Here is a 23,133-nt window from a genome sequence, read left to right on the forward strand (position 1 = left end):
GACATGGGTGCTCCCCTCCGGGGTCACGGTCGGGCGATAGGTCGCCCGGGAGCGCCGTTCGAGCGCACTCCCGAAAGGCACGACCATGCACTTCACTTCCGAACAGCGCCTCGACGGCAACGTCATCGAGCGCGCATTCACCCTCGGCGAGATTCCCGGCATCCTGTGGACGCCCGCATCCGCATCCGCACCGGTACCACTGATCCTGCTCGGCCACCCTCCCCTCGGGCTGCGCAAGATGTACCCCCGGCTGGAGGAGCGGGCCCGGCACTCCGCGGCGGAGGGCTTCGCCACGGCCACCATCGAGCTCCCCGGAAGCGGCGACCGGCCCCGCTGGGCCGCCGCCGAGCAGGCCCGCGCCGATCTGCGGCGGGTGCTGGAGGCCGGCGAGCCGGTGAGCGACGAGATCGTCGACGCCGTCGTCCTCCCGCTGGTCGACAGGGCGGTCCCGGAATGGCAGGCCACCCTGGACGCCCTCCTGTCGCTGCCCGGGATCGGCGGCCCGGTCGGGTACTCGGGGGGAGTGATCTCCATCGGCATCCGCCTCGCGGTGGTCGAGCCCCGCATCGTGGCCGCCGGTCTCTTCGCCGGGAGCTTCGTGCCTCGCGCCATGTTCGAGGAGGCCCGCCGGGTCACCATTCCGCTGCACGTCCTGCTGCAGTGGGACGACGAAGGGAACGACCGGCAGGCGGCTCTGGACCTGTTCGACACCTTCGGCTCCAAGGAGAAGACCCTGCACGCCAACATGGGCGGGCACACCGGGGTCCCGCAGTCCGCGGGGGAAGCGGCGGCCCAGTTCTTCACCCGCCACCTGAAGTGAGGTCCGACTGACACGCGAACGCCCCGACCGCGGCGGCACCGGCCATCGTCGGTACCGGCCGGTCGGGGCGGCGCCGGGCCCGCCCCTCGGCTTCGTGGACGCGTCCACCCTCATCCGCGCAGGAACCAGAACACCAGCCGGGCCACCGCGAGCGGCGGGACTTCGCCGATGCGGTGGCGCGGGGCGGAATCCGGTTGTCCGGAACCGGTGGCTGAACTCCGGACGAACGGATTGGACAATGACTCCCGGGGCATCGGTGGGCCGGGGGTGGTAGTGGTGCCACGGGGCGAGCGTCCGCTTGAGGACGACGGTGGCGTGCTCACCGAGTTCGCAGGCGATCTGCGGCAGTTGAGGGAGAAGGCGGGCAGCCCGCCGTACCGGCAGCTGGCGCGTGACGCCCACTACTCGTCGACGACGCTGGCCGACGCGGCGGGCGGCCGCAGGCTGCCGAGCCTGCCGGTCACGCTCGCCTATGTGCGGGCCTGCGGTGGGGACGTGACCTCGTGGGAGGAGCGATGGCGTACGCTCAGCGCCCGACTCGCCGCCAGCGAAGCCGCCGAGGAGAGCGCCGGTGTCGAGGAGCCCGAGGAGCGTGGACCCTACGTGGGACTCGCCGCGTTCCAACCGGAGGACTCGGCCTGGTTCTTCGGGCGGGAGCAGCTCACCGACGACCTGGTCCACCGGGTGCGCGCCCGCCGCTTCCTCGCCGTCTTCGGCGCCTCCGGATCGGGAAAGTCCTCGCTGCTGCGGGCCGGTCTGCTGCCGCGTGTCCACGACGCGCCCGACGCCAAGGGGCTCACCGTCCTGTTTGCGCCGGGCGCGCATCCCCTGGAGGAGTGCGCGGCGCGGCTTGCCGCCGTCAGCGGCGGCTCGGCCACCGCCCTGCGCAGGGACCTCGCGACGGACCCCCGGGCCCTGCACCTCACCGTGCTCAAGGCCCTCGTCGACCAGCCGCCGGACGCCGAACTCCTCCTGGTGGTCGACCAGTTCGAGGAGGTGTTCGCCCTCTGCTCCGACGCCGAGGAGCGCACACGGTTCATCACCGCGCTGCTCACCGCCGCCGGGGCCGCCAACAGCAGGACGAGGGCCGTCCTCGGCGTGCGGGCCGACTTCTACGCGCGGTGCGCGCAGCACCCCGATCTCGTCGAGGCGCTGCGCGACGCCCAGTTCCTCGTCGGGCCGATGACCACCGACGAACTGCGCCGCGCGATCAGCAGGCCCGCCGCCCGCGCCGCCTGCACCGTGGAGGGGGCGCTCCTCGCCCGTGTGATCGCCGACGCCACCGGCAGGGCCACGGTGCTGCCACTCGTCTCCCACGCGCTGCGCGAGACCTGGCGGCGTCGCAGCGGCAGCGCCCTCACCCTGTCCGGTTACGAGGCCGCGGGCGGCATCCACCACGCCCTGGCCCAGACCGCCGAGGCCGTCTACGCGGGGCTCGCCGGCGGGCAGCGCGACCTGGCCCGCACCGTCCTGCTGCGCCTTGTCGCGATCAACGACGGGACGGACGCCACCCGACGCCGCCTGGCCCGCGCCGACCTGGACTCCCTGAGCGAGGACCGGGCAGGCATCGGGGCGGTCCTGGACGCACTGGCCGGCGCCCGGCTCATCACCCTGGACACCGACACCGTCGAACTCACCCACGAGGCGCTCCTGCACGCCTGGCCACGGCTGCGGCAGTGGATCGACGAGGACCGGGTGGGGCTGCTGCTGCACCAGCGGCTGAGCGAGGCGGCCACGGCCTGGGACCGCGAGCGCCGCGACCCGGGGGCGCTCTACCGCGGCACGCGCCTCGCGGCGGCCGAGGAGTCCTTCGCCGCCCCCGACAGCGCTCTGACCCCGCTGGAACGGGACTTCCTGACCGCGAGCACCGCCGCCAGGGACCGCGAGCGGCGCACCTCCGTCCGCACGACACGGCGCCTGCGACGGTTCACCGTCACCCTGTCCGTGCTGCTGGTGGTCGCCCTCCTGCTGGGGCTGATCGCGTGGGACCAGTACCAGACCAGCGAGAGCCGTCGGCGCGAGGCCGTGGCCGAGCAGCGCGGCACCCTGTCCCGGCAACTCGCCGCGCAGGCGGCCAACCTCCTTGCCGACGAGTCCGACCTGGCCCTGCTCCTCGCCGTCTACGCCTACCGGGTCCTCCCCACCCCCGAGGCCACCGCCAGCCTCCTGGCCGCGGCCTCGCGCCCTCTCCAGCAGCGGCTCACCGGACACGCGGGGGAAGTGGAATCGGTGGCCATCAGCCCGGACGGACGGCTTGTCGCGGGCGCGGGCCACGACGGCACCGTACGGCTGTGGGAAGCGGCGACCGACAAACAGAGGCGCGCGCTGAAGGGACATCGGGGTGCGGTGAACGCCGTGGCGTTCAGCCCGGACGGGCGCTCGGTCGTGAGCGCCGGGCACGACGGCACGGTGCGCCTGTGGAACACGGCAACCGGCAAGCGGCAGAGCGTGCTGAAGGGGCATCAGGGCCCGGTGAATTCAGCGGTGTTGAGCCCCGACGGCCGCACGGTCGCGAGCGGCGGCCACGACGGCACCGTACGTCTGTGGAACACGGGCACCGGCAAGCAGCGGCGCGCGCTGAGCGGGCACCGGGGTGCGGTGCGGTCGGTCGCGTTCAGCCCCGACGGCCGTACGCTCGCGAGCGCGGGCGAGGACGGAACGGTACGGGTACGTGACGCGGTGACCGGCAAGGAACGCACCACGCTCGAAGGACACGAAGGGGCCGTGAACTCGGTCGCGTTCAGCCCGGACGGCCGCATGGCTGTCAGCGGGGGCAAGGACGGCACCGTACGTCTGTGGAACGCGGCCACAGGCAAGGAGCGCATCACGCTCACCGAACACCGGAGTGACGTGGAGTCGGTGGCGTTCAGCCCCGACGGCGGCATGGTGGTCAGCGGCGCCCGGGACGGGACGGTGCGGCTGTGGGACACGGACGGCGGGGCGCGGCGTGCCGTGCTGAGCGGGCACGGGAGCGCCGTGTGGTCCGTGGCGTTCAGCCGGGACGGCAACACGGTGGTCAGCGGCGGACGCGACGGCACCGTACGGCTGTGGTCCGTGGCCACCGGCAAGGCGCGCATCACGGCGGCCGGGCATCGAGAAGCCGTGCTGTCCGTGGCGTTCGGCCCGGACGGCCGCACGGTCGCCAGCGCGGCGAAGGACGGAACGGTACGGGTACGGGACGCGGTCACCGGCAGGACGCGGACCACGCTGAAGGGACACAAGGGGGCCGTGAACTCGGTGGCGTTCGCTCCGGACGGCCGCACGGTCGTGAGCGGCGGGGAGGACGACACCGTGCGCCTGTGGAACGCGGCCACGGGCGAGCAGCGGGCCGTACTGACCGAGCATCAGGGAAGCGTGCACTCGGTGGCGTTCGGCCCGGACGGCCGCACGGTCGCGAGTGCCGGGCATGACGGCACCGTACGCCTGTGGGACCCGGACAGCGGCAAGCAGCGGGACGTACTGAAGGGGCATCGGGGCAGCGTGTACTCGGTGGCCTTCAGCCCCGACGGGCGCATCCTCGCCAGTGGCGGACACGACGGCACGGTGCGCCTGTGGGACACGACCACCGGCAAGGCGCGGACCGTCCGCACGGGCGCCAAGTCCCCTGTCCGCTCGGTGGCGTTCGCCCCGGACGGGAAGACCGTCGCCGGTGGTGGCGACGACGAGACGGTGCGGCTGTGGGACACCGACATGGGGCGGTCCCGAGGAGTGCTGACCGCAGGCCGACGCGGTGCGCAGTCGGTGGCCTTCAGCCCCGACGGACGGACGCTGGCCGGGGGCGGGCGTGAGAGTGCGGTACGCCTGTGGGACGTGGCCACAGGTCTGCAGAAGGCTGTGCTGCCCGGCAGGGAAGGCCCCGTGTGGTCGGTGGCGTTCAGCCCGGACGGGCGCACCCTCGCCGGTGGCGGCGACGACGGCTCGCTGCGGCTGTGGAACGTGCTCCTCAGCGCCGACGAGGCGATCAGCAGGATCTGCCGGTCGCTGCGCAGGGACCTCAGTCCGCAGGAACGCGCCCGGTATCTGCACGACCCGTACCAGCAGTCACCCCGGCGGGCATGCGCGCGCTGACGCATCCCTCGTGAGACGTCGTCCGGGGGTTGTTGTCGGAGGCTGTTGTCCGGGTTTGTTGTCCGGAGTGCGTTGTCCGGAGGTTGTTGTCCGGCGCCGGGGCATCGGCGCCGGACAACCAAGGACCGGTAGAAGCGAGGTGTCGACCACTTGGCGACCGTGTCCGGGCACCATCCGGGGACAAGGAGCCTGCTGCGATCATGACGTCTCTGACCAGCACGTCCAGCACTTCCAGTACGGCCGTGCCCGCGGAGGTCCGACGGCCGCGGCGCCGCAGGGAGTTCTGGCGTTCCCCGGACGACCAGCCGCGCTGGGCGAGGCCCTCGCTCCTGGGGATCGCGGGCCTCGCCGCCCTGCTCTATGCCTGGAACATCACCAGCAGCGGGTTCGCCCCGTACTACTCGGTGGCCGCCCGCAGCATGACGGAGAGCTGGAAGGCGTTCCTGTTCACCACCGTCGACCCGTCGGCCACCCTCACCCTGGACAAGATCGGCGGCTTTCTGTGGCCGCAGGCCCTGTCGGCGCGCGTCTTCGGCTTCCACGACTGGTCGTTGACCCTGCCGCAGTGCGTGATGGGCGTGATCTCCGTCCTGGTGATGTACCGGGTGGTGCGCCGCTGGCAGGGGCCCGCCGCCGGGCTGCTCGCCGCGGGTCTGCTGACGGTCACGCCCATCGCGGCCTCGGCGTTCGGCCACTCGATGATGGACGGCTCGCTCACCATGTGCCTCGTGCTGGCTGCTGACCAGTACCAGAAGGCAGTCGGCAGCGCCCGACTGCGGGCGCTGCTGCTGAGCGCCCTGTGGATCGGTGTCGGCTTCCAGATGAAGATGATGCAGGCCTGGGTCATCGTCCCCGCCCTTGCCGTCGGCTATCTCGTGGCGGCTCCGGTCCGGCTGCGGAAGCGCCTCGGTCAGCTCGCGGTGGCGGGCGTGGTGCTCTTCTCGGTGTCGCTGTCATGGGTGGCCCTGCTCACCTTCACTCCGAAGGACGACCGTCCCTACGTCGATGCTTCGACCAACAACAGCGCCTTCTCCATGGTCTTCGGGTACAACGGCTTCGACCGCCTGCTTCCCGGTCTGATCGACGGTGGGGGGTTCCCTCCCGGTGACGGAGGCGGGAAGGGGAAGGCGCGCAAGAACACGCACGGAAGCGAAAACAAGGACGGCGCACGGAGCGCGCCGACGGCCCCGCCCGGGAGCAGCGGGCCGGGGCAGCTCGGGAGCGGTCAGGAGACGAGGGCCGCCGAGAAGGGAGGTGCCGGACGGCAGCCGACGGCAGACCGACCGTCCGGCACGTCTCCCGGCCGAGCCGAGAGCACGGCCTCCGAAGGCCAGGACAAGGGAGAGGCCGATAAACCGGGCTGGTACGGGCCGGACGGTGGTCAACAGCCGCCAGGGAAGCCCGGCTCCTCGGACTGGTTCAAGCTCCTCCTCGACTCCAGGTTCACCCCGCAGATCGGCTGGCTGTACCCCCTCGCGCTGTTCGCCCTGGCCTTCGGCCTCGTACGGCACCGTGCAGGCCCTCGCACCGACCAGGCCCGCACCGGCTATCTGATGTGGGGCGTATGGCTGGCCTCGGCGGCCGGTGTGCTCAGCGCCGTATTCATCCCGCATACCGCCTATGTGGCTTCCCTCGCTCCTCCGCTCGCCGCACTGTCCGCCGCGGGGACCGTCGCCCTGTGGCGTGCCCACCGCGCCGCGACCGGTGGTTGGCGGGCCTGGGGGCTGCCCGCCGTCATCGCCGTCGAGGCGGGCTGGACGGTCCATCTCGCCTCCGATTACACGGCATTCGCGCCCTGGCTCGTCCCCGTGGTCGTCGTGACGGCGCTCGTGGCAATCGCCGTGTTCGTCATGCGTTCGGCGACCTCACGCCCCAGCCTCCCCGCACGGCGCCTCGGGCTGGTCGGGCTGCTCGCCGGATGCCTCGCGATGTTCGCCGCACCTACGGCGTGGTCTCTGTCCGTGCTGGACGAGCGGCACGGAGGATCGGCGTTCGATGCGTCTGCGGGCCCGGCTCCCGCAGGGGTTGCGGGCCGCGTCGCCCGGAATGCCGACACTTCGATGACCGCCGACCAGAGCAAGCTCCTCGCCTACGTCCAGAAGCGCAACGGCTCCGCCAAGTACGCGATGTCCGCCGAGACGTGGATGGACCTGGCCCCGTACATATACGCCGAGGCCCTGCCCGTCCTTCCGCTCACAGGAAGGAGTCTCACCGAGTACCGGGAGCTCGTCGCATCCGGTGACGTCAGGTTCGCGCTGGTCACCAAGGTGGAGTTCAGGAAGTCGGAGATAAGCGCCTGGGTGAAGTCGGCCTGCGCCAAGGTCGATCCAGGGGTCTACGGTGCCGGTTCCGGGCCCGATGCCGAGAGTGACCGACGTGGCGGAGACGAGGGAGGTAAGGAAGGTAAGGGAGGTAAGAGGGGCGAGGGAGGCAAGGGAGGTAAGAGGGCCGCGGTACCGACGCTCTACCACTGCACCGAGGGCGACGCGACCAAGTCCTGAAGCGGGTCTGGGAGTTCTGCCCTCCACATAACTTCCCGCGGCATGACCACGGGCCGGGGGAGGACGGGGGAAACGGGGGAGCACGGGGGAACGTGGGAACGGGGAGCACGGGGGAAACGGGGGGGAACGGGGGAGGACGCGGCGGCCGTCCCGGCCAACACAGGGGCGGCCGCCGCCATGTTTCTCCGGCCGGCGTCAGGCCCGGCCGCCGCTGACCGGAATCTTTCCCTCCTGACCGAGATCGTTCCCTGCGGGCGCACTTCTTCTACATGGCTGTAGAGTTCACGCATTCGTGACCCATTTCATGACCATGCGGGCGGAGGAGCGAGCGCCGGTGAGCGGTACGAGAAGGCGAGGGCGCGGCGGGGCGGCCGGCAAAGCGACCAGGCTGACCAGGCGGGGCAGGGTCCTGCTCTGGATCGCGGGTACGTTCTCCGCCCTCATCCTCGCGGTGGCCGGAGTCGGTGCGTGGGTCTACACCGACCTGAACGGGAACATCCACGGGGCGGACGTCGACGACAAGTTGGGCGGGGACCGTCCCGCCAACCTCAGCCCGGGTTCGCAGAACATCCTCGTCGTCGGTTCGGACAGCCGGGACGGCGCCAACGCCGAGTACGGCAAGGGCCTGACGACGATGCAGTCGGACACGCTGATGGTGGTGCACGTCGCCGCCGACCGGAAATGGGCCTCGGTCGTCTCCTTCCCGCGCGACTCCCGGGTGGAGATCCCGGCCTGCGACAAGGGGGACGGCACCAAGTCCTCCGCGCACCACTTCAAGATCAACGAGGCGTTCGCGATCGGCGGCACGAGCGGCGAGGTCGCCGGAGCCGCGGCCTGCACCATCAGGACGATCGAGGCGAACACCGGGCTGCGCATCGATCACTTCATGTCCGTCGACTTCCAGGGCTTCAAAGGCATGGTCGACGCCCTGGACGGCATCGAGGTCTGCCCGAAGTCCGCGATCCACGACAAGAAGGCCCATCTCGACATGGAGGCCGGCTGCCAGACGGTCAAGGGGGAGAAGGCGCTCGGCTACGTACGCACCCGCTACAGCGTCGGCGACGGCTCCGACATCGGACGCATCGGGCGGCAGCAGGAGTTCATGGAGGCGCTGACGGAGAAGGCGCACTCCAAGCTCACCAGCCCCAAGTCGCTGTACGGATTCCTGCAGTCGGCCACCAAGTCGCTGACCACGGACGAGGAGTTGGCGGGGATCAAGCCGCTGTACGACCTCGCATCCGAGCTCAAGGGCATCCCGAGCGACCGCCTCGGCTTCCTGACCGTGCCGAACTACCCGCGCGAGGCCGACGTTCCTACCGACAAGGCCAACGTGGTGTGGCAGTTCCCGCAGGCGGCCGACCTGTTCTCCGCACTGGCCAGGGACAAGGAGGTCGACAAGAAGGAGCTGGAGGCGAGCGTCAAGGACCCGGTGTACGCGTCGAAGGTGCGCGTTCAGGTCCTCAACGGATCCGGTGTCACCGGGCGGGCCGCGGCCGTCGCCGAAGAACTGCGTGCCGAGGGCTACATCGTCGTGGGGACGGGCAACGCCCCCGATGAGCAGCGGACCACCGAGGTCACCTACGCCCAGGGGCAGGACCGGCAGGGCAAGGTGCTGGCCTCCCGGCTGCCCGGAGTCCGGGCCGAACAGGACGCCGCCGCGGCGAGCGGCACCGTGACTCTGGTCGTCGGCAAGGACTACGACGGCCTGCGCTGATGCGGGGGCGCGGCCGTCGAGCCCGTCACCAGTGGGGTTTTACACCACTGTAGATGTGTGGCTAGGGTGCCGGAATGTTCTGCGACGGCGTGGTACTCGCATTGGAGCTAAGACGCGATTTCGCAGGCTTGGGTTCACTGCGGGAGGCATGTTGAGCGAGACGGTGCGGCCGACGGGTCGCCGCGCGATGCCGCTCCCGCCCCAGCGACCCTCCGGCGCCCGCGAGAGCGCCCCCGGGATCGGGGCCGGGAGTGGGACCGAGAACGGGGCCGGGAGTGCCTCCGGGCGCGGGGCGTCCCAGGGCGGGGAAGCGGCCCGGACCGCGCGGCCGGTCAAGAAGCGGGACTCGTTCTTCGACAACGCCAAGTACCTGGCGATCGTGCTGGTGGCCATGGGCCACGCATGGGAGCCGCTGCGCGGCGACAGCAGGGCCGCCGCCGCGCTGTACATCACCGTCTACACCTTCCACATGCCGGCGTTCATCGTGATCTCCGGCTATTTCTCCCGCAGCTTCGACGCGAGCCCGAACCGGATCAAACGCCTGGTCACCGGCGTCGCCGTGCCGTACGTGATCTTCGAAGTCGCGTACACCTTGTTCAAGCGGTGGGCGGACGACGACCTGACCTACCCCATCAGCCTCCTTGACCCCTGGTACCTGACCTGGTTCCTGGCCGCCCTGTTCATCTGGCGGCTGACCACCCCGCTGTGGAAGATCGTGCGCCGGCCGCTGCCGCTCGCACTCGCCATCGCGGTCCTGGCCTCCGTGTCACCCGACATCGGCGACGACCTCGACCTGCAGCGCGTCCTGCAGTTCCTGCCCTTCTTCGTCCTCGGACTCGTCCTGAAGCCCGAGCACTTCCAGCTGGTACGCCGCAAGGAGGCGCGTCTCCTTGCCCTGCCGGTCGTCGCTGCGGCCCTGCTCTTCGCGTACTGGGCGGCCCCGCGGATGAACGCGGCCTGGTTCTACCGCCGTGACAGCGCCCAGGAACTGGCCGCGCCCGGCTGGGCGGGCGGCGTCATGACGGTGGCGATGTTCGGCTGCTCCCTCGTCCTCGTGGCCTGCTTCTTCGCCTGGGTGCCGGGGCGCAAACTGTGGTTCACGGCGCTGGGCGCCGGCACCCTCTACGGCTACCTCCTGCACGGCTTCCTCGCCAAGGGATCCCGCTTCTGGGACTGGTACGAGCACGACTGGGTCCACCGGCCGCTCGGCGCGATCACGGTCACCCTCGTTGCCGGAGCGGTGATCACCCTCCTGTGCACGCCACCGGTGCAACGCGTGTTCCGCTTCGCGATGGAGCCGAAAATGGAGTGAGCCTTCAAGCAGGACACGACCGCCCTGGCCAAGGGCCGCGGCCGGGCCGGACAGGGCGCCCGAGGCAGGGAGGCCGGTCGGGCCGGACAGGGCGCCCGGCGCAGTGAGGCCGGTCGGGCCGGGCAAGGCGAAGGCTGACAAGGCGGCAGATCCGAGTGACCCCTCCGGCCCGGCCGCCCGCCGTCCACTTCGAGCGCGCCGCCGAGACGCTGCCCGCGGGCCGCCAGGCCCTCACGATGCTGGACCCCTGCGACCGGCCGGTCGGCTGCCTGGAGTACCAGGTGTGCCATCTCTGCCGGCGCGGCTACATCGGCAACATCGCCGTCGCCACGCACTGGCAGGGCCAGGGACTCGGCCGGCACGCCGTCCACACGGTCCTGGCCCCCTGCACGGGGTACACCTGGTCCACCTCACGCCAGTCGTCCGAGGGGCGGCTCTTCTTCGCCGCCATGGTGGAGGAGACCGAGATCGACTTCCCGCCCAGTGGCGACCGATGCCCGCACATGGTGCCCTGACCTGTGGGAACGGGAACTCGACACTTGCCACGGCCGTTGTCCTGAAACACACGGAATGAGGAGCAGCGCATTGTCCGCCAGACCGACGGACCCCCCGGGGCACAGTCCCCGACCACCCCGCCAGACCCTGGACGGTCCGGCTGATCGCGGCACGCGGCGGGGTGGTGTCGGATGAGTGCCGCACTGGGGCTGCTCGCCGTCTTCGTCCTGACCGCGGGCACCGGCTATTTCGTCGCCCAGGAATTCGCGTACGTCTCCGTGGACCGCCTCGCCCTGGCCCGCGAGGCCGAAGCGGGCGACAAGCGTGCCGCCCGGGCCCTGAAGGTCCTCGAGCGGCTGTCCTTCATGCTGTCGGGCGCGCAGCTCGGCATCACCGTGACCGGCCTGGTCGTGGGCTTCATCGCGGAGCCGTCCGTGTCCGCCCTGCTCAGGCCCGCGCTGAACGGCATGGGCATCCCGGACGGCGCCGTGAGCGGCATCTCCGTCGTCCTCGCCTTCGTGCTCGCCACGGTCGTCCAGATGGTCCTGGGCGAGCTGGCGCCGAAGAACCTCGCGCTCGCCGTGCCCGAGCGGCTCGCCAAGTCCCTGGCGGCCTCCACGCTCGCGTACCTCAAGGTCGTCGGCCCCGTCGTACGGATCTTCGACAGCGCCGCCAACCGGCTGCTGCGCCGCGTCGGCATCGAGCCGGTCGAGGAACTGCACCACGGCGCGACCCTGGAGGAGCTCGGCCACCTCATCGGCGAGTCCCACGAACAGGGCGAGCTCCCCAAGGACACCGCCGCCCTCCTCGACCACGCCCTCGAATTCTCCGAGCGCACGCTGGACGAGGTGATGGTGCCGCGGGCCGACGCCGTGTTCGTCCGCAAGGAAGCGAGCGCGGCCGACGCCATCGAGCTGATCGCGAAGCACGGTCACTCGAACTACCCCGTCCTGGGCGATCACCCCGACGACATCGGAGGTGTGCTGGGCGTCCGCGAGCTGATGAGGCTGCCCGCGGAGCGCCTGGCCGGAGCGACGGCCGGCGCGGTCGCACGGCAGCCCCTGCTGTTGCCCGACACCCTGGAACTGCCGGACGCCGTGGCGCGTATGCGGGAGAGGGACGACGAGTTCGCGGTGGTCCTCGACGAGCACGGCGGGGTGGCGGGTGTCGTCACGTACGAGGACATCGCAGAGGAACTGGTCGGGGACATCGCCGACGAGAGCGACACCGTCGTCGAACTGGCCGTCGCCGACGGCAGGGGATGGCTCGTGGACGCGGGCCGGCGCCTGGACGAGGTGGCCGAGGCCACCGGCATCGAGCTGCCCGAGGAGGACGACTACGACACCGTCTCCGGCCTGATCGTCGACCGGCTCGGCCGCTTCCCCACCGTGGGTGACCGCGTCACGATCCGGCTGTCCGACGGGAGCGGCGCGGTCATCGACGTACGCACTCTGGAGCGCCATGTCGCGGAGCGCGTGCGCCTGGAGCGGCTTTCTGACGCCGATGACCCGGACGCCGCCACCCCGGACGCCGCCACCCCGGGTGCCGCCACCCCGGGTGCCGCCACCCCGGGTGCCGCCACTCCGGGCACCGTCACCCCGAGCGCCGTCACCCCGGGCGTCGACAACCCGCACGAGGAGTCCAGCTCATGAGCTTCCCGATGGCGCTCTTCGTCACCGTCCTGCTGCTGATCGGCAGTGGATTCTTCGTGGCCGCCGAGTTCGCACTGGTCGCCGCCAAGCGGCATCGCATGGAGAAGGCTGCGGCCGACGGACAGCGCGGCGCCAAGGCGGCGCTTGCCGGCATGCGCGAGCTGTCGCTGATGCTCGCGGGCGCCCAACTCGGCATCACCGTCTGCACCCTGGGCCTCGGCTCGATCTCCAAGCCCGCGATCTCGCACGAACTCGACCCCCTGCTGCACCAGTGGGGCCTGCCCAGCGGGCTGAGCTACGGCGTCGCCTTCGCCTTCGCGATGATCGTGGTGGTGTTCCTGCACATGGTGGTCGGTGAGATGGCGCCCAAGTCCTGGGCCATCGCCCACCCGGAGCGCTCGGCGATGCTGCTCTCACCGCCCTTCCGCGCGGTGGTGAAGGTCGTGCGCCCGGTGATCTGGGTGCTCAACAAGGTCAGCAACGGACTCGTACGCCTGTGCAGGGTCACCCCGCGCGACGAGCTCGCCTCGGTGCACAACCGCGAGCAACTGACCCATCTCGTCGAGGAGTCCGAGCGCCTCGGACTGATCAGCGAGGCCGACTCCGAGCTGATCACCAACTCGCTCACCGAGCCGCACATGCCGGTCGGCGACCTCCAGACGCCCGCAGACCGGATCACCTCGGTCACGGCGGGGGCGGGCATCGAGGACATCCTCGCCACGGCGGCCGCGCACGACCGCAGCCGTCTGCTGGTGTTCGAAGGCGCTCTGGTCGTCGGCTCCGTGCACGCGCGCGACGCGCTGATCGCCCGCGCCCGCGGCCGGGCGACGGTCACCGCACGCGAACTCGCGCGCCCCGCACCGGAACTGGCCGCGCACGACACAGTCGGCCACGCCATCGAGCAACTGCGTCAGCGGCGCGCCTCGCTCGCCGTGGTCTGCGACGACACGGGGCGCCTCACCGGAATGGTCACCCTCGACGACCTGCTGGCCCGCCTGACGCATCCGCAGGCGGCCTAGAGGGCGGAAGGGCTGAAGGGCTGAGGGGCTGAAGCCCTGGCGGGCGTTGTCACAGCCCGCTGACAGCGTGCCGCTTCCGAGTGGATGGATCATGGAAAGGGGCGGCGTCCGTGCCGGAATCCGTGCGGGAAATACAGCGTCACGAGGTCGGTCGGCAGGGCCTGGAGCGGGCTTTGGAGGACATCTGAGGGCGGGCCTTCGGACACTGGCACTCACTGCGCTACGACGCCCTGTCGCTGGCGCGGATCCGGGTCCTGCAGGACGAGCTCCTGGACCACGTCGCCGCCCGAACCGTGCAAGGCGGCCGGGACGGCGCGCTCGACAGACCACCCGCCTGGCCCTGCGGACCGCGGCGGAATGCGCGCTCGGCGCGCTGAGCGTCGGCTGTTTTCCCGACGGGTACCAGAGGATCCCGCTGCCCCTCGTCGACGAGGAACTCAGCACCGAGGAGCAGTCCTTCGGGGACGAGGTCGTGGGGGAGGCGCCCACCGCGCGGACGTGGGGCGACGCGTTCGCGCTTGCCGTGGCCAGCGGTGTGATCTGGGAGTGGCAGCGGGTGATCGGCCTGCTGCTGGAGGTGGACTACGCGCCCTCGATCCATGACGGAGTACCGCACTCGGCCCTGGAGTCGACCTCGGCTCCGGCGGACCTCGCGGAGATGGACGCGCTGTGCGGCTATGTGACGCGGGCGGAGGGTCACCTTCCCCGGGACTGGCCCAAGGTGCCGTTGTGCAAGGCGGACGACGAGGCGAGCAGGGCAGGGGCCAGGGCGCTGGATGCCGCAGGGCCGCTGGCCCCGGACCAGCGCCTGCTCCGCGTCCTCCTCGACGACGACCAGCAGGCCTTCGAAGAGGCCCTCGCGATCCGGCTGGCCGAGCACAGGGAGAGCGCGGGCCCCGATCCGCCCCCAGGACCCTGCTGCCGATCCGTGCCCTCGCGCTGGCCGCCCTGGCGGTGCAGGCCCACGGATGGGAGCTCGGCGTCAGGTCCGCCTATCTGCCGCTCGACCTGCTGGGCACCCCGGGCGCGGTGCAGGTGGCCGACTCCTCGACTTGATAGGCAAGTGGGGGCTTGCCTATGCTGAGGTTGTGGCCGACGACCTTTTCAAAGCATTGGCCGACCCCACTCGCCGCATCATCCTCGACGAGCTGACGGACAGATCAGGGCAGACACTGTTCGAGATCTGTTCCCGACTGAGCATGAAGCACCAGCTCGGCATCTCACGCCAAGGGGTCTCCCAGCACCTCGCGGTGCTGGAGGCCGCCGGGCTCGTCGAAACCAGGCGGGAGGGCCGCTACAAGTTCCACGACCTGAACGCCGCCCCGCTGCGGCAGATCACCGAGCGATGGCGCGTGCCCGAGCCGCCCGGACCCGAGGAGAGCACCCCATGAAGATCCATATGACCAGCGTTTTCGTCGACGACCAGGCCAAGGCCGAGCGCTTCTACACCGAGATCCTCGGCTTCGTGAAGAAGCACGACGTCCCGGTGGGTGAGGGGGCCCGCTGGCTGACCGTCGTCTCGCCCGACGAGCCCGGCGGCACCGAGCTCCTCCTGGAGCCCGCCGGGCACCCGGCCGCCAGGACCTACCGCGACACGCTCGTGCAGGACGGCATCCCGCTCGCCCAGTTCGCCGTCGACGACGTCCAGGCGGAGTACGACCGCATGAGCAAGCTCGGCGTCCGGTTCACCCAGGAGCCCTTGGAGATGGGCCCTGTCGTCACTGCCGTCTTCGACGACACCTGCGGCAACCTGATCCAGATCGCGACCGAGCCGAAGTAACCCGCAAGGGCAGGAGGGGGACGGAGTGTCGGAAGCGTACGACGTCATGCTGGACGCCGAGCTGAGCAAGGCGTTCGACGTGTGGACCGGCTATCTGAGCGCCCGCACGGGCGAGGACCCCGAGGTCCGCGCCCGGCTGCGCTCCATGCTGGCGTCGGCCCGAGCGGCCGCCGACGAGGGTGACCCCTCGTCGGCGCGCACGCTGGTGGCGGACATGTACGACGAGGCCCGTGCGGCCGGCCTTCCTTGGGCCCCCACGCCACCCCGCCCCGACGAGGCCGATCGGCAGGCGCGCGACTACGCCAAGGACGAGCTGCGGCAGTCACTGCCCCTCGCCCTGCGCGATCGCCTCGACACCATCGCCCTCTTCCTGCGCGTCACGTCCCGCAGCCTCCAGGACGTCCCCGGCCTGGACTGCGCCGCCCGCCAGGACATCCGCTACATCACCGGCCGCGCGGGAATGGCCCTCGACCTGGCGCACCCGGCGGCGGCACAACGCGAACTCGAACGCCTCGAAGCGGTGGCGCGCCGCTGGGGTGTCGAGCGCTGAAGGACGGATTCGCGGGCCGGGCTCACTCGTCTGGCCGCCGCGGCAGCCGCGCGGTATAGCGGTAGAGCGGGCACATGTCCGCACGCAGCGGCTGCCCCGGTGACCTGCCCGACGTTCCGCGGGCCCATCGGCCGCGCCCCGTCCCTGAGTTCTCCCCAGTTCTCCCCAGTTCTCCCGGTCCGGGGAGGCCGCGATGCAGTGGTTCACCCTGCTGTCGACTCTTCTGGGCACGACCATCGGAGTGGCCAGCACGCTGATCGCCGAGCGGTTTCGCAGCAGAGACGCGCGCCGGCAGCATCGCGAGACGGCGCGCGTCGAGATCTACCTGGGCTTTCTGCAGGCCATGAACGAATCCGCCGAGGCGCTCCGGAGTCTGGCCTCGCGAGTCGACCGGCTCACCCCTGAAGAGCTGGAGGAGTCCAACCGGCAGGTCTTTCAAGGGAGTCGGCTCTATGTGATGCGGGAGCGAGTCATTCTCTTCGCCCCCAATTCCGTGGCCGCCGCCATGAACGAGGTGTTCAACAGCCTGCTGACGATGCGTGAGGCCACCGCCCAGCGCCGCGGACGGCACAGTCCGGAGTTCCTCGCACGCATCGGCGAGTACGCCGATGCCGTCCAGATCCTCAGAGTTGAAATGCGGAGGGACATCGGTGCCGCTCCGCTCCAGGACGACATCGACTGGGCGCCCCGCGGCTGATCCTCCCCGGAGGCGGGTGCGACGGCGGATACGACGATCATGCGACGTCCGCCGACTCCGCCGCTTCCGCAGCGCCCGTCACGCGGAGCGGTCCCGCCTCCCCGGCGGCTGTCGCGCCGTTCCTGGAGAACGCCCAGAACACGAGCGCGAGCCCGCTGAATCCGGCGCCCAGCAGGCACACCGCCGTCCAGCCCGCCGTGGAGTACAGGGCGGTCGCCGCGATGGCTCCGGCGGCGCTGCCGATCGAGTAGAAGACCATGTACCCGCCGATGAGGCGGCTGCCCGCGTCGGGGCGCAGCGCGTGGATCACGTTCTGATTGGTGACGTGGACGGCCTGGACGGCGAGGTCGAGCAGGATCACGCCGATCGCGAGGGCCCACAGGGACTGGCGGGTGAAGGCGAGGGGCAGCCACGAGAGGACGAGCAGGGCCAGACCGAAGCCGGTCGTCCGGTTCGCGTGGCCGCGGTCGTTGAGGCGGCCCGCGGCGTTCGCGGCGAGCGCCCCGGCGGCGCCGAGCAGCCCGAACGCGCCGATCGCGGTCTGCGACAGGGACATGGGGGGATCGCTGAGGGCGAGGGCGACGCTGCTCCACAGGGTGCTGAACGAGGCGAAGACCAAAAGCGCGAACAGAGCGCGCAGGCGCAGCAGCCGTTCCTGGGCGAAGAGGCGGACGGTGGAGGCGAGCAGCCGTCCGTATCCCAGTGCGGGCGGGGCCGCCTGCCGCGGCGGGACGACCCGGTGGAGCGCGACGGCTGCCGCGCAGGCCAGCACGGCCGACGTGAGGTAGACGGAGCGCCAGCCCGCGAGGTCGGAGAGCAGTCCGGAGACGGTCCTGGCCAGCAGGATGCCGACGACGATGCCGCTGGTGACGGTCCCGACGACGCGCCCACGGCGTTCGGGCCGCGCCAGCGAAGCCGCGCAGGCGACGAGCGACTGTGTGACGACCGCGAGCAGTCCGACGACGGCCATCCCGGCGAGCAGCACCGCGGCGGTGGTCGCGGTGGCGACCAGCAGCAACGCGACGCCCAGCAGGAGCAGTTGGGCGGTGATGAGGCGCCGGGGGTCGAGCAGGTCGCCGAGCGGGACGAGGAAGAACAGGCCGAGGCCGTACCCGACTTGGGTGAGCGTGACGATGGCGCCGAGGGCCACCGGGGAGATGCCGAACTCGTCACCGAGGGCGACCAGGAGCGGTTGCGCGAAGTAGACGTTGGCGACCGCGATGCCACCGGCGAGCGCGAACAGTGCGGTGGAGCCACGGGGCAGTACGGCGGGAGACGCCTGAGGCATGGGAAGCCTTCCGACGGATCGGTGAATGGTTGCAACTTGCTACCGATGACCGTAGAGGTGAGTGGTAGCATGATGCAACCAACATCGGGTCGAGGGAGAACTCAGTGGTCAAGCGGACCCGCTTCGACGACAGCGACTGCCCGGTCGCGCGCTCGGTCGACGCGATCGGCGACTGGTGGTCGCTCCTGATCGTGCGCGACGCCTTCGACGGCAGCCGTCGCTTCGGCGAGTTCCAGCGCAGCCTGGGCGTCGCCAAGAACATCCTGAGCGCCCGACTCCGCGCGCTGGTCGCGGGCGGAATCCTGGAAACGGTGCCGGCGGCAGGCGGAGGAGCGCACAACGAGTACGTACTCACGGACAAGGGCCGTGATCTCTTCCCCGTCATCGTCGCCCTGCGTCAGTGGGGCGAGGCCCGATTCTTCGCCCCCGGTGAACCCCACTCGGAACTGACCGACCGACGCGACGGCCGCCCTCTGCGCCCCCTGCGGGTCTACGCGCAGGACGGTCGGCCGCTGACGCCCGACGAGACGGTCGTCAGCAAGGTCGCTGAGGTCTGAGTCGGGCGTTGGGGTCGAGGTGCTGGTCGCGGACTGCCCTCGGATGGAGGCCTTCGCGCCCGGCGGCCGGGAGGAGCTGCTGATCGATCACCGTCGGTCCTGACCAGGTCGTCGAACATCATCGGCGGGCAGGCGGGCAGGCGGGCAGGCGGGCAGGCGGGCAGGCGGGCAGGCGGACGAGCGGGCGGCCAAGGCGGGTCGGCCGGGCCGGGGGCGGTCGTACGGCTCGATCCCGGAGTCGCCGGAAGCGACCTGAGTACATGGTTTCCTGAATTCAGGATTCTCTGTACTGTGGGTGCGGTGCTGACCACCGCTTCCCAAGTCGAGGTCCTGGCGCGCTTCGGCCGCGCCCTCGCCGACCCGATCCGCTGCCGCATCCTGCTCGCCCTCGCCGAAGGTCCGGCGTACCCCTCCGAGGTGGCCGAGTCCCTGGGCGTCTCCCGCACCCGGCTTTCCAACCACCTTGCCTGCCTTCGCGATTGCGGCCTGGTCGTGTCCGTGCCGGACGGTCGACGCACGCGCTACGAACTCGCCGACGAACGCCTGGGGCACGCGCTGGACGACCTGTGCACCGCCGTGGTGGCCGTCGAGGCCGACCGCACGTGTCCGGACGCGGAGGAGAAGGGCTGCTGCTGATGGCCTCGATATCGCTCGGCCCCGGAGCCGACCCCGGTCCCGGCGCCGCCCGCCGCGACGTGCTCACGCGCCGCATACGGCTGCTGGTCGCCGCCACCATCACGTACAACGTCATCGAAGCCGTCGTGGCCATCACGGCCGGTGCGCTCGCCTCCTCCACCGCGCTGATCGGCTTCGGTCTCGACTCGGTGATCGAAGTCTCCTCCGCCGCCGCGGTGGCCTGGCAGTTCTCCGCCACCGACCACGCGCTGCGCGAGGCCCGCGAGAAGACCACGCTGCGCATCATCGCCCTGTCGTTCTTCGCCCTCGCCGCCTACGTCACCGTCGACTCCGTCCGTGCCGTCACGGGAACGGGGGAGGCCGGGCACTCCCTCCCGGGCATCGTGCTCGCCGCACTCTCGCTCGCGATCATGCCGTTCCTGTCCGCTGCCCAGCGCCGCGCGGGCCGTGAACTGGGCTCGGCCTCCGCCGTGGCCGACTCCAAGCAGACCCTGCTGTGCACCTATCTGTCCGCCGTCCTCCTCGTCGGCCTGCTCGCCAACTGGCTGCTCGGCTGGTCCTGGGCCGACCCGATCGCGGCCCTGGTCATCGCCGCCGTCGCCGTGAAGGAAGGGCGTGACGCCTGGCGCGGTGACGCCTGCTGTGCCGTTCCCGTCGCCGACGCGCCGGACAAGGCACGGGAGGGCGCGTGCGGCTGCGGCCCCGGCTGCGACTGCTGCGCCTGACCCCCCTCTGCCCGTGACGACGCGTCCGGCAAGGGCAAGGGCAAGGGCGACGGCGACGGCGAGGCGTCAGGCCACCGCGAACTGCGCGACGTACTCGTCGAAGGGCTCGATGCCCACCTCCGCGCGCAGTTCGTCCATGCGCTGGGGCTCCTCACAGGGCCATGGGACCGGCGCCCCGTCCTGTACGCCGGCGATCTGGGTGCCGTAGATCTGCTTGTGGCCGTCGTTGACGAGCGTGCGGTCGCGCAGGAAGGCCAGGTCGCGGGGGCTGGCCGTGCCCTCCGACACCGCCTGTTCCATCAGCCGCAGGGCGCGTCGCTGGATGTCGAGCTGCCGGTCGGCGTGCTGGGCGATGAGCCATGCCGCATGGGCGGCCTCCTCGCCGACCAAGTCGGCGGTCGGCCAGCCGTGTTCGTCCATGATCTCGCCGAGACGGTCGCCGTGCCGGGCCGTCAGTCGGCGCCAGTTCAACTGCTCGACGGGGTCGTCGCTGTGCGCGCGGACCGAGGTCCGCTGGTCGGCTGCAGCCATGTCCTTGAGTTCCGCTGCCAGTGCGGCGGTGTCCTGGGCCACGATCAACTCCTGTAGTGCGGTTGTGCGTTGGTGCGTCATTGCTTCGCCTGAAACCCTAAAGGGGCAAACAGGCGCAAAGATCATTCAGGAGGACGGTGACAGCAGCCTTCGCGCACACGCATAATGGATCTACCCCGTGCACTTCTGGGCGGCATTCGCCCGCTACCTGAAGCGCATGAGGAAGGCGCAGCCCGAGGCATCCGACTGACTGTCCGATGCACGGGCTGGGCCGACGGTGCTAGCGCGCCGTCTCTGTCCATGTGACCGGCAGTTCATGGACGCCGTAGATGTTCATGTTGGTCTTGAGCTTCACCTCGTCGGAGGGAACGGCGAGTTCGAGGGTCGGGAAGCGGCGCAGCAGTCCGTCGAAACCGGCCCGCATCTCGATGCGCGCCAACTGCTGGCCGAGACACTGGTGGACGCCGTGACCGAAGGACAGATGGCCGCGGGCGGTGCGGTGGATGTCCAGGGTGTCGGGGTTCTCGAAGCGCTGCGGGTCGCGGTTGGCCGCCAGCAGCGAGACGGTGACGGTCGATCCCTTGGGGATGGTCTCGCCGCCGAGTTCGATGTCCTCCGTGGCGTAGCGGTAGAAGATGTCGCCGATGGACAGGTAGCGCAGGAGCTCCTCGACCGCCCCGGGCATCAGCCCCGGGTCGGCCCGCAGTTCGGCCAGCTGCTCGGGGTGCTCCAGGAGCGCGAAGGTGCCGAGGGCGAGCATGTTGGCGGTGGTCTCGTGGCCCGCGAGCAGCAACAGGAAGGCGGCGCCGGTCAGTTCCTCGATGGAGAGGTCGTCATGGCGGGCCAGGTCGGACAACAGGTCGTCGTCGGGTTCGGCGCGCTTGCGCGTGACCAGCTCGGCGAGGAACGTGGTCAGCCCCGAGAGCGCGGCCATCTTCTCCTCCAGCGTCACCTCCTTCTCCAGGAACTTGGCGGAATTCGCCTGGAAGCTCTCGCGGTCCGTGTACGGGACGCCGAGCATTTCGCAGATCACCAGTGACGGCACCGGCAGCGCGAACTCCTTGACCAGGTCGACAGGCGGGGCGAGCCGCGCAAGATCCTCCAGCTGCCGCTCGACGATGCCGACGATGTGCTCTTCGAGCTGCTTCATGCGCTTGACGGTGAAGGCCCCCGTGAGCCTGCGCCGCAGCCGGGTGTGGTCCGGCGGGTCCATGGCGATGAACACGCCGGGCATCGTCGGCGACGGCTCGGTGGGAGCGGGCATGCCGGGCGTCTCGTACGGCACGTGGACGACACCGATGTCCTGGCGTGAACTGAACCGGGTGTCGGCCATGAGCTGACGTACCGCTTCGTAACCGGTGACGAGCCAGCCCTCGTGACCGTCGGGGAAGAGCATGGGGCTGACGGGACGGGCCTCGCGCAGCTCGGTGATGCGGCGGGGCGGGTCGAAGGGGCCGGCGTCGCGCTCCATGGGCAGGCCGTGCGGGACGGAAACCGGTTGATCCATCGGAATGCCTTTCGTAGCGGTGGTCGCAGCAACAGTCGCCGACCGTCCGGACATACGACTGACACGGTCCTGACACCGTTCGCGCTGTGGACATGCTCGGTGTCAGGACCGCGTTCCGCCGGGTGTCGGCGGTGACGTGATCACGAGGAACCGCGTCGGGCGTCCGCGAAGCAGTCGTCGATGTGCCGGGCCGGGGCCAGTCCCTCCCCGGGGTTCTCGGCCTGGGAGCTGACGCGCCGGAGCAGATCGACCCCGTCGAGCGTCAGCCGCTTCCACGGCCGGTGCGGTCGGTCACCTGCAGGATCAGGTTGCGGGCCGAGCGCTCCCAGAGGGTCTGCTGGTCCTCGATGCCGGCCAGTTCCAGTGGGTACGCCTCGAACCGTCCGGCGAGTGTCTCCGGCCGGCCCCGCCATTCGCGCAGCGCCGTGACGACACGGGGAAGCATGTCCTCGGGGTGGTGATCGAGTGCGGCGGGCGGCACCAGTTGCCGACCGGGCCGCCGTCGAAGTCCCCTTCGTCGTGCGAGCGGCGCCAGCCGACGGTTCAGCGGCCGTAGCGCTTGCGCCACCTGCTTCACCGAGGCGCTGTCGAAGGATGACGGGCGGGGCCACCTCGTCCCAGCTCAGACGGCCGGGGGCTGGGGGCTGGGTCGTCCGGCGCCGCGGGCCCGCGCTCAGCTCTGCGGGCTGAGCCCCGCCACCGTCAGCCGGAACAGCCGGTCCGCACGAGCGGCGGGGTCGGGATGGTGTTCCGTGGCCAGGGCGATGCCGACGATCAGCGTGATCAGGTCGGTGACGGTGACATCGCGCGCCACCGTGCCGTCCCGCACGGCACGGTCGAGCAGTGGCCTCGCCGCCTCTTCCAGCGCTGCACCGCAGCCGTTCTCGTGCACCGGGTCGGCCGCGGTGTCGTAGGCCAGCGCGGCCGCGAGACCGCGGGCCCGGACGCAGTAGTCGACGACGTCACTCAGCCATTCCAGGAGCGCCGCACGGCTGTCGTCCCGGCCGGTCAGGTCGCGGGCGCGGACGCACAGAGCCTCGATCCGCTTCTGCGCCACCGCCTCCAACAGCGCGCGGCGGGTGGGGAAGTGGCGGCGCACGGTGGCCGAGCCGACGCCCACGGTGCGGGCGATCTGCTCCAGCGAGGCGGCGGCACCGTGGACGGCGACCTCCGCCTCGGCGACGGTGAGAATCCGCGCGAAGTTGCGCCGGGCGTCGGCTCGTTGGCGCTCGGGCATGGCGTCCTCCAGCGTTGCTAAGCGGCGGGGCCCGCCGTATCGTA

At 71.0% G+C, this 23,133-nt stretch carries 20 protein-coding genes and 1 pseudogene; 16 read left to right on the forward strand and 5 right to left on the reverse strand.

Annotated features, from left to right (window positions below; translation table 11 throughout):
• The first annotated feature begins 85 nt into the window (after positions 1–85).
• The 13 genes and pseudogenes from AB0B50_RS03460 (at position 86) to AB0B50_RS03520 (ending at position 16,608) form a co-directional block, all read left to right on the forward strand.
• Positions 86–820, forward strand: coding sequence for an alpha/beta hydrolase (locus AB0B50_RS03460; protein WP_362324785.1), 735 nt, complete (start codon positions 86–88; stop codon positions 818–820).
• A gap of 315 nt (positions 821–1,135) precedes the next feature.
• The gene (locus tag AB0B50_RS03465; protein ID WP_362324788.1) at positions 1,136–4,888 is read left to right on the forward strand and encodes a hypothetical protein; all 3,753 of its coding nucleotides are present in this window, start codon (positions 1,136–1,138) and stop codon (positions 4,886–4,888) included.
• Positions 4,889–5,088: 200 nt separating this feature from the next.
• A complete protein-coding gene (locus AB0B50_RS03470) occupies positions 5,089–7,389 on the forward strand; it encodes a glycosyltransferase family 39 protein (RefSeq protein WP_362324791.1) in 2,301 nt (766 codons plus the stop codon).
• 334 nt (positions 7,390–7,723) lie between these two features.
• Positions 7,724–9,103: an LCP family protein gene (locus AB0B50_RS03475; RefSeq protein WP_362324794.1), complete on the forward strand. Its 1,380-nt coding sequence runs from the start codon at positions 7,724–7,726 to the stop codon at positions 9,101–9,103.
• Positions 9,104–9,251: 148 nt separating this feature from the next.
• Positions 9,252–10,415: an acyltransferase family protein gene (locus AB0B50_RS03480; protein WP_362324797.1), complete on the forward strand. Its 1,164-nt coding sequence runs from the start codon at positions 9,252–9,254 to the stop codon at positions 10,413–10,415.
• A 155-nt stretch (positions 10,416–10,570) separates the two neighbouring features.
• A complete protein-coding gene (locus tag AB0B50_RS03485) occupies positions 10,571–10,930 on the forward strand; it encodes a GNAT family N-acetyltransferase (RefSeq protein ID WP_362324800.1) in 360 nt (119 codons plus the stop codon).
• A gap of 171 nt (positions 10,931–11,101) precedes the next feature.
• Positions 11,102–12,562, forward strand: coding sequence for a CNNM domain-containing protein (locus AB0B50_RS03490; protein WP_362324803.1), 1,461 nt, complete (start codon positions 11,102–11,104; stop codon positions 12,560–12,562).
• Positions 12,559–13,581 carry a hemolysin family protein gene (locus AB0B50_RS03495; RefSeq protein WP_362324806.1) on the forward strand — a complete coding sequence of 341 codons (1,023 nt, stop codon included), beginning with the start codon at positions 12,559–12,561 and terminating at the stop codon, positions 13,579–13,581. Before AB0B50_RS03490 ends, AB0B50_RS03495 begins: the two co-directional genes overlap by 4 nt.
• 91 nt (positions 13,582–13,672) lie before the next feature.
• Positions 13,673–14,637 (forward strand): annotated as a pseudogene (locus AB0B50_RS03500) (immunity 49 family protein).
• Positions 14,638–14,669: 32 nt separating this feature from the next.
• The gene (locus AB0B50_RS03505) at positions 14,670–14,972 is read left to right on the forward strand and encodes a metalloregulator ArsR/SmtB family transcription factor (RefSeq protein ID WP_362324809.1); all 303 of its coding nucleotides are present in this window, start codon (positions 14,670–14,672) and stop codon (positions 14,970–14,972) included.
• Positions 14,969–15,361: a VOC family protein gene (locus AB0B50_RS03510; protein WP_362324812.1), complete on the forward strand. Its 393-nt coding sequence runs from the start codon at positions 14,969–14,971 to the stop codon at positions 15,359–15,361. Before AB0B50_RS03505 ends, AB0B50_RS03510 begins: the two co-directional genes overlap by 4 nt.
• Before the next feature lie 25 nt (positions 15,362–15,386).
• Positions 15,387–15,911: a hypothetical protein gene (locus AB0B50_RS03515; RefSeq protein WP_362324815.1), complete on the forward strand. Its 525-nt coding sequence runs from the start codon at positions 15,387–15,389 to the stop codon at positions 15,909–15,911.
• Between the two features lie 193 nt (positions 15,912–16,104).
• A complete protein-coding gene (locus AB0B50_RS03520) occupies positions 16,105–16,608 on the forward strand; it encodes a hypothetical protein (protein ID WP_362324818.1) in 504 nt (167 codons plus the stop codon).
• A gap of 37 nt (positions 16,609–16,645) precedes the next feature.
• Here AB0B50_RS03520 and AB0B50_RS03525 read toward each other — a convergent pair whose 3' ends face one another.
• A complete protein-coding gene (locus tag AB0B50_RS03525) occupies positions 16,646–17,896 on the reverse strand; it encodes an MFS transporter (protein WP_362324821.1) in 1,251 nt (416 codons plus the stop codon).
• A 104-nt stretch (positions 17,897–18,000) separates the two neighbouring features.
• Between AB0B50_RS03525 and AB0B50_RS03530 the strand changes: the two genes are divergently transcribed.
• From AB0B50_RS03530 to AB0B50_RS03540, 3 genes are all read left to right on the forward strand, one after another.
• The gene (locus AB0B50_RS03530) at positions 18,001–18,453 is read left to right on the forward strand and encodes a helix-turn-helix domain-containing protein (RefSeq protein WP_362324824.1); all 453 of its coding nucleotides are present in this window, start codon (positions 18,001–18,003) and stop codon (positions 18,451–18,453) included.
• 300 nt (positions 18,454–18,753) lie between these two features.
• Positions 18,754–19,089: a metalloregulator ArsR/SmtB family transcription factor gene (locus tag AB0B50_RS03535; RefSeq protein WP_362324827.1), complete on the forward strand. Its 336-nt coding sequence runs from the start codon at positions 18,754–18,756 to the stop codon at positions 19,087–19,089.
• A complete protein-coding gene (locus tag AB0B50_RS03540) occupies positions 19,089–19,814 on the forward strand; it encodes a cation transporter (RefSeq protein ID WP_362324830.1) in 726 nt (241 codons plus the stop codon). Before AB0B50_RS03535 ends, AB0B50_RS03540 begins: the two co-directional genes overlap by 1 nt.
• Positions 19,815–19,880: 66 nt before the next feature.
• Here AB0B50_RS03540 and AB0B50_RS03545 read toward each other — a convergent pair whose 3' ends face one another.
• The 4 genes from AB0B50_RS03545 to AB0B50_RS03560 all read right to left on the reverse strand — a co-directional run bounded on the left by AB0B50_RS03545 (position 19,881) and on the right by AB0B50_RS03560 (position 23,089).
• Positions 19,881–20,387: a DUF6624 domain-containing protein gene (locus tag AB0B50_RS03545; RefSeq protein WP_362324832.1), complete on the reverse strand. Its 507-nt coding sequence runs from the start codon at positions 20,385–20,387 to the stop codon at positions 19,881–19,883.
• A gap of 238 nt (positions 20,388–20,625) precedes the next feature.
• Positions 20,626–21,852, reverse strand: coding sequence for a cytochrome P450 (locus tag AB0B50_RS03550; RefSeq protein WP_362324835.1), 1,227 nt, complete (start codon positions 21,850–21,852; stop codon positions 20,626–20,628).
• A 262-nt stretch (positions 21,853–22,114) separates the two neighbouring features.
• Positions 22,115–22,297 carry a hypothetical protein gene (locus tag AB0B50_RS03555; RefSeq protein WP_362324838.1) on the reverse strand — a complete coding sequence of 61 codons (183 nt, stop codon included), beginning with the start codon at positions 22,295–22,297 and terminating at the stop codon, positions 22,115–22,117.
• 228 nt (positions 22,298–22,525) lie between these two features.
• Positions 22,526–23,089 (reverse strand): helix-turn-helix domain-containing protein, encoded by a 564-nt coding sequence (locus AB0B50_RS03560; protein WP_362324841.1) that lies wholly within the window; start codon positions 23,087–23,089, stop codon positions 22,526–22,528.
• Between the last annotated feature and the right edge of the window lie 44 nt (positions 23,090–23,133).

The sequence above is a fragment of the Streptomyces sp. NPDC041068 genome (genome assembly GCF_040647455.1).
In the GTDB taxonomy this organism is placed as follows: domain Bacteria; phylum Actinomycetota; class Actinomycetes; order Streptomycetales; family Streptomycetaceae; genus Streptomyces.

What these genes read in the sequence shown, in the direction of transcription:
- AB0B50_RS03520 (WP_362324818.1), top strand. Translation starts at nt 16,105, where the DNA reads ATGCAGTGGTTCACCCTGCTGTCGACTCTTCTGGGCACGACCATCGGA.
- AB0B50_RS03470 (WP_362324791.1), top strand. Translation starts at nt 5,089, where the DNA reads ATGACGTCTCTGACCAGCACGTCCAGCACTTCCAGTACGGCCGTGCCC.
- AB0B50_RS03560 (WP_362324841.1), bottom strand. Translation starts at nt 23,089, where the DNA reads ATGCCCGAGCGCCAACGAGCCGACGCCCGGCGCAACTTCGCGCGGATT.
- AB0B50_RS03480 (WP_362324797.1), top strand. Translation starts at nt 9,252, where the DNA reads ATGTTGAGCGAGACGGTGCGGCCGACGGGTCGCCGCGCGATGCCGCTC.
- AB0B50_RS03555 (WP_362324838.1), bottom strand. Translation starts at nt 22,297, where the DNA reads ATGCTTCCCCGTGTCGTCACGGCGCTGCGCGAATGGCGGGGCCGGCCG.
- AB0B50_RS03460 (WP_362324785.1), top strand. Translation starts at nt 86, where the DNA reads ATGCACTTCACTTCCGAACAGCGCCTCGACGGCAACGTCATCGAGCGC.
- AB0B50_RS03550 (WP_362324835.1), bottom strand. Translation starts at nt 21,852, where the DNA reads ATGGATCAACCGGTTTCCGTCCCGCACGGCCTGCCCATGGAGCGCGAC.
- AB0B50_RS03495 (WP_362324806.1), top strand. Translation starts at nt 12,559, where the DNA reads ATGAGCTTCCCGATGGCGCTCTTCGTCACCGTCCTGCTGCTGATCGGC.
- AB0B50_RS03525 (WP_362324821.1), bottom strand. Translation starts at nt 17,896, where the DNA reads ATGCCTCAGGCGTCTCCCGCCGTACTGCCCCGTGGCTCCACCGCACTG.
- AB0B50_RS03540 (WP_362324830.1), top strand. Translation starts at nt 19,089, where the DNA reads ATGGCCTCGATATCGCTCGGCCCCGGAGCCGACCCCGGTCCCGGCGCC.
- AB0B50_RS03490 (WP_362324803.1), top strand. Translation starts at nt 11,102, where the DNA reads ATGAGTGCCGCACTGGGGCTGCTCGCCGTCTTCGTCCTGACCGCGGGC.
- AB0B50_RS03510 (WP_362324812.1), top strand. Translation starts at nt 14,969, where the DNA reads ATGAAGATCCATATGACCAGCGTTTTCGTCGACGACCAGGCCAAGGCC.